This is a genomic window from Salinicola sp. CPA57 (genome assembly GCF_003206035.1).
GTDB lineage: Bacteria > Pseudomonadota > Gammaproteobacteria > Pseudomonadales > Halomonadaceae > Salinicola > Salinicola socius.
On the sequence record NZ_PZJR01000011.1, the window covers coordinates 463,276 to 477,365 of the forward strand.

Sequence of the window (14,090 nt, forward strand, 5' to 3'; positions counted from 1 at the left end):
AAGTCCCGCTCAGCGGCGGCTCTTGCGGGCTTCGCGACTGCGCCCCAGCTCGCGTTTCTTGGCCTTCTCGCGGTCGCTGGCGCCGGCGTCCGGATTGTAGGGGTTGTCGCCAGAGCGGAATTCGAAACGAATGGGCGTGCCGCGGACCTTCAACACCTTGCGGAAGGTGTTGGTGAGGTAGCGCTTGTAGGCTTCCGGCAGTGACGCCGTCTGGTTGCCGTGGACGACGATGATCGGCGGGTTGCTGCCGCCCTGGTGGGCCATGCGCAGCTTGATACGTCGACCGTGGATCATCGGCGGCTGGTGCTCGCTGACCGCGTCCTGCAGGATCGAGGTCAGGCGGTTGGTCGACCAGTGGCTGTTGGCGCTGTCGAACGCCTTGTCGACCGATTTGTAGAGATCGCCGACGCCGGTGCCGTGCAGTGCCGAGATGAAGTGTAGCTCGGCGTAGTCGGCAAAACCCAATCGGCGCTTGATGTCGGAGCGCATCTTGTCCCGGGCTTCGCCTTCCAGACCGTCCCACTTGTTGACCGCCAGCACCAGCGCACGACCGCTGCTCAGGACGTAGTCGAGCAGATGCAGGTCCTGCTCCACCAGTCCGGTGCGTGCATCCAGCACCATGATGGCAACGTGGCACTCCTTGATCGCTTCGAGCGTCTTGATGATCGAGAATTTCTCGGCGATCAGGCTGACGTTCTTGCGACGACGCACGCCCGCCGTATCGACCAGTACATAAGGCTTGTCGCGCCGTTCGAACGGGATCTCGATGGCATCGCGGGTGGTGCCGGCCTCATCGAACACGACCACACGCTCTTCGCCCAGCATGCGGTTGACCAGGGTCGACTTGCCCACGTTGGGACGGCCGATGACACCGATATGAATGCCGGGATGGTTGCCGGCCGGGCCGGCATTGGGATCGCGCTCGGGAAAGGGCGCCAGCACTTCGTCGATCAGCGTGGTGACGTTGCGACCGTGGGAGGCGGCGATGGGGCGCGGGTCGCCCAGACCCAGGGCCCAGAAATCGGCCATTGCCGTCTGCTCTTCGAGCCCGTCGGTCTTGTTGACCACCAGCCAGGTCTTTTTCTGGTTCACGCGCAGGTGGTTGGCGATCGCCTGATCGGCCGGCATCAACCCGGCACGGGCATCGACCATGAACAGCACGATGTCGGCTTCATCGATGGCGGTGAGCGACTGCTCCGCCATGGCCGCATCGATGCCCTCCTCGTCGCCGCTGATACCGCCGGTATCGATTACGGTGTAGGTCTTGTCGCCGAGCTGGCCGCTGCCGTATTTGCGGTCGCGTGTCAGACCGGGGAAATCGGCCACCAGCGCATCGCGGGTGCGTGTCAGGCGGTTGAAAAGCGTCGACTTGCCGACGTTGGGTCGGCCAACCAGGGCGATAACGGGATTCATGGCGATTCGCAAAAGGGCGGTGACAAGATGGACGATCGGAGGGAGGGGTCGGATAACCCAATACGATCGATGCTGATAGCTCGGCATTCTAGCATGTGACAAGCGCGAAGTCCGAACCTCTCGAGGTTCTAGAGCCGGGACGCAATCGGCCCCGCCGAAGCGGGGCCGATGGTGAAGCCGACGATACCGATCAGTTCTGGTCGGACATGCTCTTCACGTCATAGGCCACCAGGGTGCCATCGTTGCTCAGCGCATAGAGACGCTGGGTGCCCGTCAGCAACGGCAGGGTCAGGCCATCGCCACCGATATGGGTACGACCGCTCATTTCGCCGGTCGAGGCGTCGATGAGATGGATATAGCCCTGATAGTCGCCCACGGCGATGTTGCCATCGACGAACGACGGTGCGGTCAGCGAGCGACCTTCGAGAGCGTCGGAATCCCACATCACGCGGCCGGTGTCTGCCTCGATCGCGATGACATGGCTGGCGGCATTGACCGTGAACAGGTAGTTGCCCACCACCAGTGGCGTCAGGTAGCTGGATTCTTCATGCTCCCACAGTACCTTGCCGGAGGTGGCTTCCAGCGCCAGCAGGCGTCCGTTGTAGCTGGTCACGAACAGGCGGCCGTCCTCGGTCAGCACCGGCTGGCCATCGAGGTCGACGAGCTGGTCGACTTCGGTACGTCCCTTCGGCACCGCGACGCGCATGTCCCACAGCGGCTGACCGCTACGGTTGTCCAGGGTGACCAGACGACCGTTGGCGAATCCGGCGAAGGAGACCGGTTCGATGACACGAGGCGCGCCAGTACCACGCAGCGTCAGCGCCGGCTGCGAGCTGGAGTAGACCCACTGTTCGTTGCCGTCCAGACGATCGAGCGCCGTGACCGTGCCATCGACACTCTGCACGACGACCAGCTGGCTGTTGACCTGGGGCGCGGCCAGCACTTCGCTGGAGACCCGTGATTTCCAGTCGATGCTGCCATCTTCGCGATTGACGGCCAGGACTTCGCCGTTGCGGGTGCCGATGTAGAGACGCCCACCGTCGGCACCGATGCCGCTGGAGATCGGCGTGCCCAGATCGACGTCCCACTGGGTATCGCCACTGTCGGTGTCGATCGCGCGCAGGTCGCCGGTCTCGTCGACCGCGTAGATCGTGCCGTTATCGATGATCGGCGTCAGCGGATAACGGGCGCGACCCAAGCCGTCACCAATACCCTGATCCCAGCGCTCGTCGAGGCTGACCTTGGGCGTGAAATCCTTGAGTTCCTTGGGCGGATACTGCGGTTCGACGCTGCCGGCACAGCCGGCCAGCAGTGTCGCGGTCAGCCCCAGAGGCAGAAGCAGGTGAGTCAGTTTCATCAGGTGGCATCCTCCGCACCGAGATCGTCTAGCTTGAGCTGCAGGCCGTAGATGGTCTGGTCGGCATCCTGCGCCAGAGTCTGCGCCTGTTGATAGGCATTACGCGCGTCCTCGGGTCGCTCGAGCGCGGTATAGGCGTCGCCGAGCACGTTCTGACGCTGCGCTTCCAGGGCGCCGGGAACGCTGTCCCCGAGCGTGTCGAGCGCCGTGTCGGGGTCGTCGCTGGCAATCTGCAGGCGAGCCAGATCGATGCGCGCCAGACCTTGCATGTAGGGGCGGTCGCTGTTGTCGATGACATCCTTCAAGGCCTTCAGGGCGCGATCGTTGTCATCGGCGTTGACGGCGATCTTGGCTTCCAGCAATCCGGCCAGATCGGCATACAACGTGCCACCATGATCGCTCTGCAAGCCGTCAGCGAGGTCGAACGCCTGGGTGCGGGCGTTGTCATCGAGAGTGTCGCTGCTGGCAATCGCGATCAGCTGCTGATAGGCATTGGATGCCTCGGCAGACTGGCCTTCCTGGTAGCGCTGCCACGCCTGCCAGCCGAAGACGCCGGCCGCGGCGATGACGATGCCCACCAGCAGGGCGCTTCCGTTGGCCTTCCACCACTGCTTGATCGCGTCCAGCTGCTCTTCTTCGGTCCTAAGCTCCGCCACGGGCGGTCTCCTTCTGTATTCAAGACGGCAATCGGTATTCAACACGGCAATCAATGGGAAACGTGTATGTCTCCCCGTTGCCGGTCAGCCGCTCAGGTTCAGGCAAACTGCTGGCCGAGCCAGGTGATGGCGTCATCCAGTTCGAGTGTCCGTTGTTCACTGCCGTCGCGCAGTGGCTTCAGCGTCAGGCGGCCATTGGCGATCTCGTCCTCGCCGAGAATCAGCGCCACCGTCGCGCCACTGCGATCGGCACGACGGATCTGGCTCTTGAAGCTGCCGCCGCCGCAGTGTACCTGAAGACGCAGCGTGGGCAGAACGTCGCGCAGACGCTCGCCGAGCAGCAGCGCTTCGCGCTCCGCCGAATCACCCATGGCCAGCAGGTAGGCGTCGGCGCCGCCCTTGGCTTCTTCGGGAACCAGGTCGAGAGTGTCGAGCAACAGCATGAGACGTTCCAGCCCGATGGCAAAACCCACGCCGGGCGTGGGTTTGCCGCCGAGCTGTTCGACCAGGCCGTCATAGCGCCCGCCACCGCAGACGGTGCCCTGGCTGCCGAGGGCGGTCGTCGTCCATTCGAATACGGTGCGCGAATAGTAGTCGAGCCCCCGCACCAGCCGGGGGTTGATGCGATAACCGATGCCGGCAGCGTCGAGCGTCGACTTCAACTGTTCGAAGTGCGTGCGGGACTCCTCGTCGAGATGCTCGAGCAGCTGTGGCGCGTCAGAGAGCATCTCTGCCATGGCCGGGTTCTTGGAATCCAGGATCCGCAGCGGATTGGTGGTCAACCGACGCCGGGAGTCCTCGTCGAGAAGCTCGTGATGGGATTCGAAGTAGGCGACCAGTGATTCACGATAGGCCGCGCGGGCTTCCGGCGACCCCAGCGAATTGAGCTCGAGGGTCACGTGCTCGGCCATTCCGAGCTGGCGCCAGAGCCGCGCGGATAGCAGGATGATCTCGGCGTCGATATCCGGCCCGGTCATGCCGTAAGCCTCGATGCCGATCTGGTGGAACTGGCGGTAGCGGCCTTTCTGCGGACGCTCGTAGCGGAACATCGGGCCCATGTACCACAGGCGCTGCGTCTGATTGTGCAGCAGGCCGTGCTCCATCGCCGCGCGCACCACCGCCGCGGTATTTTCCGGGCGCAGTGTCAGACTCTCGCCATTGCGATCGTCGAAGGTATACATCTCCTTCTCGACCACGTCGGTCGCTTCGCCAATGGAGCGGGCGAAAAGGGCGGTCTGCTCGACGATCGGGGTGCGGATTTCACGATAATCGTAGCGGTCCATCAGCGAGCGCAGCTGTCGCTCGAGGTATTGCCACGCAGGCGACTGATCCGGCAGCAGATCGTTCATGCCGCGAATGGCTTGTAGTTTGGTACTCAACTGACACTCCTGCCTATACGGAAACGCCACAGGCGGCCTGCCTGGGCGTTCGTCGGTGATTCACGGGTTGTCTTGGGCGGCGACGCATCCGGGTTCGCGTTACCTTACCGGGCTTCCCGCGATCCGGGCCTCGCGCCGATCAGGCTTCGCGGGCGATCAGATCGTCGGTGCGGCTCTCTTTCTCTTTGGCCTTGGCGCGGATCAGCGCTTCGAGATCGTCGACCAGATGATCGTTTCGCAGTTTGCTGGCCGGCTTGCCGTCGATATAGACCAGGTTGGCCGGACTGCCACCGGTGAGGCCGATATCGGTTTCCTTGGCCTCGCCGGGACCGTTGACCACGCAGCCGATGACCGAGACGTTCAGCGGCGTCATGATGTCTTCGAGGCGCTCCTCGAGGGCATTCATGGTCGCGATGACGTCAAAATTCTGACGCGAGCAGCTGGGGCAGGCGATGAAGTTGATGCCCTTGGCGCGCAGCTTCAGGCTCTTCAGCATGTCGAAGCCGACCTTGATCTCCTCGACCGGATCGGCGGCCAGCGAGACGCGAATCGTGTCGCCGATGCCATCCATCAGCAGCATGCCGAGTCCGATGGAGGACTTCACCGTGCCGGACCGCAGGCCGCCGGCCTCGGTAATACCCAGATGCAGCGGCTGTTCGATCTGCTTGGCGAGCAAACGGTAGGCGGCGACGGCCATGAACACGTCGCTGGCCTTGACGCTGACCTTGAAGTCGGGGAAATCGAGCCGGTCGAGGTGGTCGATATGGCGCATGGCGGATTCGACCAGCGCCTCCGGCGTCGGCTCGCCGTACTTCTTCTGCAGATCCTTCTCCAGCGAACCGGCGTTGACGCCGATACGGATCGGGATGCCGTGATGGCGAGCGGCGTCGACCACCGCGCGTACACGATCCTCGCGGCCGATATTGCCGGGGTTGATGCGCAGACAGTCGACGCCGAGTTCGGCCACGCGCAGAGCGATCTTGTAATCGAAGTGGATATCGGCCACCAGCGGTATGCTGACCTGGCGCTTGATCTTGCCGAACGCTTCAGCAGCGTCCATGTCCGGTACCGAGACGCGCACGATATCGGCCCCGGCCTTCTGCAGGCGCTGGATCTGATCCACGGTAGCGGCGACATCGTTGGTGTCGGTATTGGTCATGCTTTGCACGCTGATCGGCGCGCCGCCGCCGATGGGTACGTCACCGACATGGATCTGTCGCGAGACACGGCGGGTGATCGGAGAGGGCATTTGCATGGCGCTTCTCAGTCTCCCAATGTGAAGCGGGCAACGTTGTTGCCACCCGCGTATTGACTCAGGTCGATCGGTTCGCCGCGGTATTCGAGCGTCACGCCACTGGCGTTGCCGACGGTCAGGCGGAAGGGTGGTTCGCCTTCCGCGGTTGCCTGACTGCCGGCGGACTGCAGGCCGCTGAAGATCCGGTCGTCGTTGGCATCATAGATCTCGGTCCATGACTCTTCGTTGAAAGTCAGGGAGAGCGTATCGTCGCCGGCCGCAGCTGCCGTCGAGCCATCCTCTGTCGAGCCATCCTCTGTCGAGGCGGTCGACGTGACATCATCCGCCGCCGATCCGATCTGCCCGGCCTGGCGCGCGTCGTCGTCCGGCGTCGCCGATTCCGCCGATGCGGAAATGCCCGTGCCGTTGCCAGTGTCAATCCCGCCGCCCGTGAGTGCAGAACCGCTCGTCGAAGTCGGTGTGCCGTCACCGGCCGATGGCGTGTCCCCCTGGGTGGCCAGCGGTGGCAACTGGGTATCGGTATTGGGGGCCATCGCGCCACTGTCTGCATCTGCGGCGGTGGACGCAGTGCTGTCGTCATCGCCGTTCAGGCGGTCGACCGCGATCGGACTGTCATCGCTGCCACCGCCGAAGATCTCGTTGCCTTCTCGGCTCTGCCACCACAGCAGTGTCAGCGAGATCAGTCCGACGATCACCAGCAGCGTGAACAGGCGGAATATCCAGGCACCGACCCGCGAGGGCTGATGTGAGGTATGAACCGGTGCCAGCTTGCGATCCATGTCGCCACGCCCGTGGGTGGCATCATAGGCGGCGACGACGCTGGTCTCGTCAAGACCCAGCAGGCGCGCATAGGCCCGCACGTAGCCCCGTCGGTAGGCGGCGATCGGTACCTGATCGAAGCGATCCTCCTCCAGGCCGGTCACCACGATCGGGCGCAGGTTGAGCTGCAGCGCGACCTCTTCGACGCTCAGTCCCTGGCGCTCGCGCTCGTTCTGAAGCATGTTGCCTGCCGTTTCACGAGAAGGGCTGGGCGCATCGTATTGCTTGGTCGAGGGTTCTTTCATTTCGCTCATGGGCGAAAATCCTTCTGATCTCTTTCCCGAGCCGAGGCTCGAGTACGGGGTCTGTTAGCCTCAGGAGCCGCCGAGCTGCCGGCGATAAAAGGCAGCACGCGTCGAGTCGCCTTGCGCGCTGGCGATATCGCTCGCCAGGTGCAGGCTCTCGGCATCGGTGCCGGCCACGGTGAAATAGCGCTGCAAGCGCTCCCAGGCGCGTTCGTTGTTACCCTGCGTGTGATCGATACGAGCCAACGCCAACAGGCTACGCGCATTGCGCGGATCGATGTCGAGTGCGCGCTCGTAATATCGGCGAGCGGCGGTCTCGTCGCCGTTGGCAATCTGGCACTGGCCCAGATTCGCGAAGAGCTGTGCTCTGTTGGTATAGGTGATGTCCTGACTGGCGACGTTCAACTGATCGCACGCCTTGGCGTACTCGCCACGCTGATACAGCAGCGCCGCATAATTGTTGCGAATGCGCGTCGCGTCGGGCTCGGCTTTCAAGGCCTGCTGAAAGAAGTGGTCAGCCTGGTCGAGCTCCTGCTGACGCTGATACAGCAGCGCCAGCCCCTCGAGCGCGCCGCCGTCGCCGGGATCGAGGTCGATGGCGTGTTCCAGAGCCTGCTGTGCCCGCGGGAGATTGTTCTCGGCAAGATAGGCCTTGCCAAGCCGGGTATAGGCCGCCGCTGCGTCCTCGGGACTGTCCTGCTTCGGCCCGTTGGAGGAAACCGCCGTGGCGCAGCCACCCAACAGACACACCACACCCATGGCGATACTCAGCGACCGTATCGAAGAAGGGCGAGATGGGTGGGTCATGCACGGCTCTCCCACGTTAAGAGGCTGCGACGGCCGATACGTCGCGTCCCGGACAACTGAAAACAAAGCGGTTTTGGGGTTCCCATCAAAGCGCTGCACCGTGGTGAAGTCAAGGTGACGGCTATCCGATTCGCTGTCGGCGTTGCCACGGCCCACCGGTTTTCGAGGCCAGGGGCGGGTTGCAACAGCGGCAACCGCCCAGACTCAGTCGGCATCCAGCTGGATCGACTGGATGTAGCGTTCGTGGCGTTTGGTGCGATCCTTCACCTTTCCTACCAGCTGACCGCAGGCGGCGTCGATATCGTCGCCACGCGTCGTGCGTACCATCGCGGTGTGGCCGAGTTCGTAAAGCCAGCTCTGGAAGCGCATCACCTGGTTGCGGGATGGCTTCTCGTACCCGGAATGGGGAAACGGATTGAACGGGATCAGGTTGATCTTGCACGGCAACTCGTCGAGCAGTGCGATGAGCTCCTGCGCATGCACCTGCTGGTCGTTGACGTCCTTGATCAGGGTGTACTCGATGGTGATGTGGCGCGCATCGCCGCATTTGGCCAGGTAGCGCTGGCAGGCATCGAGCAGCGTGCGGATGTTGTACTTGCGGTTGAGCGGTACCAGTTCGCTGCGTAGTTCGTCATTCGCGGCATGCAGCGAGATCGCCAGGCTCACGTCGATGTCGTCGCCGAGCTTATCGATCATCGGCACCACGCCGGACGTGGACAGTGTCACCCGGCGCTTGGACATCCCGTAGGCGTTGTCGTCGAGCATCAGCTTCATCGACGGCAGCACGCTATCGTAGTTGAGCAGGGGCTCGCCCATGCCCATCATCACCACGTTGGTGATCGCGCGGCGTCCATCCGGGGCGCTCATGCGGCCACCGGCACGCTGCTGGGCGACCCAGACCTGACCGATGATCTCGGCACTGGTCAGATTGCGCTGAAAGCCCTGCTTGCCGGTGGAACAGAAACTGCAGTCGAGCGAACAGCCGACCTGGGATGACACGCATAGCGTCCGCCGTGCGCCATTGTCGGCCGGGATCAGCACGGTTTCGACGTAGCTGCCATCCTCCACCTCGAGCACCCACTTGCGGGTACCGTCGCTCGATGTGCCTTCGTAGACCACTTTCGGGCCCCGGATCTCGGCACTCTCTTCCAGTCGGGCACGCAGCGGCTTGGAAAGGTTGGTCATCGACTCGAAGTCGTCGCAACCTTCCTGGTGGATCCACTTCATGACCTGGGCGGCGCGGAATTTCTTCTCGCCCAGAGAGACGAAGAATGCCTCCATCTGCTCGCGGGAGAGCCCCAGTAGATTGGTGCGCGGAGTATCGGTAGCAGCGCTCATGGCAACGGAATCGGCTCGAGGGTGGCGGGGTGTCCGGGAACGGGGATGAACGACCGGCACGAATGGCCGGTCGGTCGACGAATCAGCCGCGGGGGCAGAGTTCTTCTTCCTTGAAAAAGTAGCTGATTTCGCGGGCGGCGGATTCCGGTGCATCGGAACCGTGCGCGGCATTGGCATCGATGGACGAGGCGAAGTCGGCGCGGATGGTGCCTGGTGCGGCTTCTTTCGGGTTGGTGGCACCCATCAGCTCGCGGTTCTTGGCAATCGCGCCTTCGCCTTCGAGAACCTGGACCATCACCGGACCGGAGGTCATGAAGCTGACCAGGTCGGCAAAGAAGCCGCGCTCGGCGTGCTCGGCGTAGAAACCTTCAGCCTGCTCCTTGGAGAGGTGCAGCATCTTGGCGCCAACGATCTGCAGGCCGGCTTTTTCGAAACGGCTATAGATGTCGCCGATCACGTTCTTGGCAACGGCATCGGGCTTGATGATGGAAAGCGTACGCTCGGTGGCCATGACTTCGGTCTCCTGGCTGTAGTGAATCGATCGCGATTATCGCGAGCGGAAAAAGATCATGAGATACGAGACGACGCGCCTCTGATGCTCGTGCATAGATTAGCGCGCCGTCCGAAATCATCGTGGTCGTGGGCGGAGCCGATCACGAACGGTGATCGTCCCTGCCGAAAAATCGCGCCATTGTAGCGCAAGCCCGCGCCAGACGCATCCCGCGGCTGATCGGGCCGATACCCCTCGAACCGGGGCCGGACGTGGCGAGATCGGTACGGAGCGAAGCTCAGACGTTGAAGCTTTCGCCGCAGCCGCACTCGTCAGTCACGTTGGGGTTGTTGAAGCGGAAGAAGCGGTTGAGCCCTTCGCTGACGTAATCGACTTCGGTGCCATCGAGAACGGCCAGCGCTTCCTTGTCGACCAGCACCTTGACGCCGCGCTCCTCGAAGGCGACGTCGTCTGCGCGCAGGTCGTCGGCGATATCGAGCACATAGCTGTAGCCGGAGCAGCCACTCGGCTTGATCGCCACGCGCAGCCCCAGGCCGCTGCCGCGCTCCTCGAGGACGTGACGGATCTGAGTGGCGGCGGATTCACTGATGGTGATGTTCTGCATGGCATTTCTCCTTGCCAAGGAGAATGGCGATGACGCCATCCCCCTAACGATGATTCGTGGCGGCTTTCGACGGCTGGCGTAGCCCGCTCAGGGCGCGGCGTATGTCGGCTGCGGCCGCATCGATCTCTTCAATGGTGGTGAACCGGCCAAAACTAAAGCGGATCGACGAAAGCGCCTGTGAATGAGGGATGCCGATTCCCTTGAGCACGTAGGATGGCTCAACGCTTGCCGAGTTGCAGGCCGAACCGGTGGAGACCGCCAGGCCGCGCAGTGCCATCAGCAACGACTCGCCGTCCACGCCGTCGAAGGCGAGATTGACGATATTGGGCACGCAATGCTCGAGCGGCGAATGGTTGTGAATGCCACCACAATCGGCCAAGCCGTCGAGAAAGCGTTGGCGCAGCGCACGAACGTGCTCGCCGTCGGCCTCACGTTCATCGCGTGCCAGCGCAAACGCCTCGCCCATTCCCACGATCTGATGCGTGGGAAGGGTGCCCGAACGCATGCCGCGCTCGTGGCCGCCGCCGTGAATCAGCGCTTCGATTCGCAGATCCGGATCGCGGCGAACGTAGAGCGCGCCGACTCCCTTGGGGCCGTAGGCCTTGTGGGCGGAGAGCGACATCAGGTCGATGCCCATCGTCTCCACATCCAGCGCCAGTCGGCCGGAGGCCTGCGCGGCGTCGACATGAAAACGTGCGCCGAATTCATGCGCGATGGCGGAGAGCGCGGCAAGATCGTTGACGCTGCCCAGCTCGTTGTTGACCGCCATCAGCGAGACCAGCGCGGTGTCGTTGCGCATGGCCGCGCGCAGTTGCTCGGGGGCGATGCGGCCATCGCTGCCAGGCGTCAGCCAGCTGACCTCGAAACCTTCCGTCTCCAGCGAGATCGCGGTGTCCACGATCGCCTTGTGTTCGATGATCGATGTGACCAGGTGGCGCCCGCGGCCGCGGTTGGCGCGCATGAAACCGATCAAGGCCAGGTTGTCCGCCTCGGTGGCGCCGGAGGTCCAGACGATCTCGCGCGGGTCGGCGCCGATCAGATCCGCAACCTGACGGCGGGCATTCTCCACCGCCTGTTCGGCCAGCCATCCGGGCATATGGCTGCGCGACGCCGGGTTGGCATAGACCCCATCCAGCGTCAGGTGGCGCATCATCTGCTCGGCCACGCGCGGGTCGGTCGGGGTGGTAGCGGCATAATCGAGATATATCGGAGCGCTCATGGCACGGCAGATCTCTGGCAATCGATCGAAATGAATTCAGGCCCGTTACGATCAAGCGTCGTCGCGGCAATCATCCGGTTAGTGTGACGACACCGTGATCGTGGCGACATCGTCAGCGAAAGTGCGTGTCCCGGATTCGGCTCGGGTGGCGGTGCGAGCCTCCTCCCGGCGCACCAGCTCCTGCAGGCTGATGTCGCTCAGGAAGCGCTGGATCTCGTCGGAAAGGTCGCACCACAGATGATGCGTGATGCACTTGCTGCCTTGATGACAGTCCGCCTGGCCCTGACAGCGCGTGGCATCGACGGATTCGTTGACCGCATCGATCACGCCGGCGACCGAGATCTCGGAGGGCGCTCTTCCCAGCAGATAGCCGCCGCCCGGGCCGCGCACGCTGCTGACGAGCTTGGCGCGGCGCAATCTGGCAAACAGCTGCTCGAGATATGACAGCGAGATGTCCTGACGTCTGGAAATATCCGCCAGACAGACCGGACCCTGACCGGCATTGAGGGCCAGGTCGAGCATCGCGGTAACGGCGTAACGCCCTTTGGTAGTCAAACGCATCGGCGGGTATCGGCTGTCGCTGCATCGGTGACGCCATTATGGAAAAACCCAGTAACACGGTCAACCATTCTGGCGGCGTCCGATTCGTCGATGTGTCGATCGCGATCGGGCTTCCGGTCGGTACCTGCGGCTTCAGGACCTTTCCCGCAGCCGCTTGTCGATGGTGCCGAGAATGCCGCGCAGGATATTCATCTCCATCGAGTCCAGATGCGCACGCATGAAGAGCCGCCGCAGTCGCGCCATCAGCTGGCGGGGATTGTCCGGGTCATGGAATTCGATCGCCGTCAGCGTGCTCTCGAGGTGGACGAAAAAGCGCTCGAGATCGGCGTGCGTGGCAGGCGGATTGTCCCACTCGACACCGAAAGGCTGCTCGCTCTCGCTGATGGATTCGCCGGAAGATGCCTGCAAATCGGAATCCAGAGCCAGAAATGCCTGGCGGCATTCGTAGGCGAGTACCTGGACGGCGGCGGCCAGATTCAACGAGCTGAAATCGGGGTTGGTCGGAATATGCACATGCTGGTGGCAGCGCTGCAGCTCGGCATTGGTCAAGCCGGTATCCTCGCGGCCGAAAACCAGGGCGACTCTCGCCTCGGCCGGTGCCAGAGCCTGCGGCAGGCTCTCGGCCAGCGCGCGCGGGGCGACCATCGGCCACGGCAGGTGGCGCGATCGTGCGCTGGCGCCGACCACCAGCGTGCAGTCGGCAACGGCTTCTTCGAGTGCGTCGTATTGCCGCGCGGCGTCGACCAGGGTGTTGGCACCGGAGGCGCGCGAATAGGCCTCGCGATCCTTGGGATCGCAGCGGGGCGTGACCAGCGCGAGGTCCTCGAGGCCCATGTTGCGCATGGCGCGAGCGGCGGCGCCGATGTTACCGGGATGGCTGGTACCGATAAGGACGATACGGATACGGTCGAGCATAAGGAGGCGATTGTCAGTGCTGTGGCAAATGGGAAAACGCGCAGTCTAGCATGACTGCGCGGGCCCGCTTCTGCTAGACTGCGCGGCGTTCTTTAACAGCCCCCGACACCCCAAGGCCAGATCCATGCATCCGATGGTTCAATATGCGCTGCGCGCCGCTCGCAGTGCCGCTGAGCAATTCGTTCGTATCCGTGACCGTCTCGAGGTCAATCACGACGAGCAGGCAACCGCCAGTCTGCTCGAGGATACGGCGCGCAACGCCGAAACGCTGATCGTGCATCAGCTCACTCGCGGCTATCCGCAGCACGGTATTTCCGGTCGCTATACCCCTTATCGCGAAGGCAAGGGCGCCGACAAGGAAACCGTCTGGCACATCGAGCCGATCCACGGCGAGTCCAACCTCGGTGTGGCGAACCGGCAGTTCGCAATCTCGATGGTATGCCTGGTCAAGGGGCGTCCGGAACATGCGGTCATCATCTCGCCGTTCAGCGATGACGAGTTTTTGATCAGTCGTGGTCGTGGCGCTCAGGGCAACGGCAAGCGCATGCGTGTCTCAAAGACCGTGAGCATCAGCGGAGCCAGAATCGCGCTGGCCTGGCCGACGCAGGAAGCACGTGCACGCTGGTTGCCCCAGTATCTCACCGTGGCCGAGCGCCTCGGGCCGCAGATCGACACGCTGACCGGTAGCGGCTGTGCGCTGCTCGACATGATCGAATTCGCGTTCGGTCGTGCCGATGCGGTCTTCGTGCTGGGCCTGGAAGAGCAGGACCGTCTGGTCGGTTCGCTGCTGCTGAAGGAAGCGGGCGCGCTGACCGGTGCCATCGACGGCTCGCCGAGTGTCGAAGATGGCGGCAGCCTGATGGCCGCGGGCCCGCGCCTCTACAAGGCGCTGGCGCAGCAGCTCAAGGCTGGCGCCTGAGTTAGTCGGCATGTGAAGCGCGGCTCGCTCTGTGTTGCGGGTCGACAACCAAGAAGCGCCCTGCCGGGTCATTCCGGCAGGGCGCTTTGCGT

The 14,090-nt window shown here is 63.4% G+C and carries 14 protein-coding genes; 1 reads left to right on the plus strand and 13 read right to left on the minus strand.

What is annotated here, in order from left to right; all coding sequences use genetic code 11:
• Positions 1-9: 9 nt before the first annotated feature.
• From der to DOM36_RS14430, 13 genes are all read right to left on the minus strand, one after another.
• Positions 10-1,413 carry a ribosome biogenesis GTPase Der gene (gene der, locus DOM36_RS14370; RefSeq protein ID WP_110643486.1) on the minus strand — a complete coding sequence of 468 codons (1,404 nt, stop codon included), beginning with the start codon at positions 1,411-1,413 and terminating at the stop codon, positions 10-12.
• A gap of 190 nt (positions 1,414-1,603) precedes the next feature.
• Positions 1,604-2,770, minus strand: a complete 1,167-nt coding sequence (gene bamB, locus DOM36_RS14375) for an outer membrane protein assembly factor BamB (RefSeq protein ID WP_110643487.1) — start codon at positions 2,768-2,770, stop codon at positions 1,604-1,606.
• Positions 2,770-3,426 carry a tetratricopeptide repeat protein gene (locus DOM36_RS14380; protein ID WP_075569703.1) on the minus strand — a complete coding sequence of 219 codons (657 nt, stop codon included), beginning with the start codon at positions 3,424-3,426 and terminating at the stop codon, positions 2,770-2,772. The genes bamB and DOM36_RS14380 overlap by 1 nt, the downstream gene beginning before the upstream one ends.
• 98 nt (positions 3,427-3,524) lie before the next feature.
• On the minus strand, positions 3,525-4,805 hold the full coding sequence (hisS, locus tag DOM36_RS14385; RefSeq protein ID WP_110643488.1) for a histidine--tRNA ligase: 1,281 nt from the start codon (positions 4,803-4,805) through the stop codon (positions 3,525-3,527).
• Between the two features lie 139 nt (positions 4,806-4,944).
• Entirely contained in the window at positions 4,945-6,060 is a 1,116-nt protein-coding gene (gene ispG, locus DOM36_RS14390; RefSeq protein WP_075569705.1) for a flavodoxin-dependent (E)-4-hydroxy-3-methylbut-2-enyl-diphosphate synthase, read from the minus strand.
• Between the two features lie 8 nt (positions 6,061-6,068).
• Positions 6,069-7,133 (minus strand): RodZ domain-containing protein, encoded by a 1,065-nt coding sequence (locus DOM36_RS14395; RefSeq protein WP_110643489.1) that lies wholly within the window; start codon positions 7,131-7,133, stop codon positions 6,069-6,071.
• A gap of 60 nt (positions 7,134-7,193) precedes the next feature.
• Positions 7,194-7,931, minus strand: coding sequence for a type IV pilus biogenesis/stability protein PilW (gene pilW / locus DOM36_RS14400; RefSeq protein WP_075569706.1), 738 nt, complete (start codon positions 7,929-7,931; stop codon positions 7,194-7,196).
• 204 nt (positions 7,932-8,135) lie between these two features.
• On the minus strand, positions 8,136-9,269 hold the full coding sequence (gene rlmN, locus DOM36_RS14405) for a 23S rRNA (adenine(2503)-C(2))-methyltransferase RlmN (protein WP_075569707.1): 1,134 nt from the start codon (positions 9,267-9,269) through the stop codon (positions 8,136-8,138).
• Positions 9,270-9,351: 82 nt separating this feature from the next.
• Complete coding sequence (gene ndk, locus DOM36_RS14410) at positions 9,352-9,780, minus strand: nucleoside-diphosphate kinase (RefSeq protein WP_075569708.1); 429 nt, start codon at positions 9,778-9,780, stop codon at positions 9,352-9,354.
• Between the two features lie 277 nt (positions 9,781-10,057).
• The gene (locus DOM36_RS14415) at positions 10,058-10,384 is read right to left on the minus strand and encodes an iron-sulfur cluster assembly accessory protein (RefSeq protein WP_075569709.1); all 327 of its coding nucleotides are present in this window, start codon (positions 10,382-10,384) and stop codon (positions 10,058-10,060) included.
• A gap of 43 nt (positions 10,385-10,427) precedes the next feature.
• Complete coding sequence (locus DOM36_RS14420; RefSeq protein WP_110643490.1) at positions 10,428-11,603, minus strand: aminotransferase class V-fold PLP-dependent enzyme; 1,176 nt, start codon at positions 11,601-11,603, stop codon at positions 10,428-10,430.
• 78 nt (positions 11,604-11,681) lie between these two features.
• Positions 11,682-12,164, minus strand: coding sequence for a Fe-S cluster assembly transcriptional regulator IscR (gene iscR, locus DOM36_RS14425; RefSeq protein WP_075569711.1), 483 nt, complete (start codon positions 12,162-12,164; stop codon positions 11,682-11,684).
• Between the two features lie 132 nt (positions 12,165-12,296).
• Complete coding sequence (locus DOM36_RS14430; protein ID WP_075569712.1) at positions 12,297-13,079, minus strand: RNA methyltransferase; 783 nt, start codon at positions 13,077-13,079, stop codon at positions 12,297-12,299.
• 124 nt (positions 13,080-13,203) lie between these two features.
• Between DOM36_RS14430 and DOM36_RS14435 the strand changes: the two genes are divergently transcribed.
• Entirely contained in the window at positions 13,204-13,998 is a 795-nt protein-coding gene (locus tag DOM36_RS14435; protein ID WP_075569713.1) for an inositol monophosphatase family protein, read from the plus strand.
• Positions 13,999-14,090 lie beyond the last annotated feature (92 nt).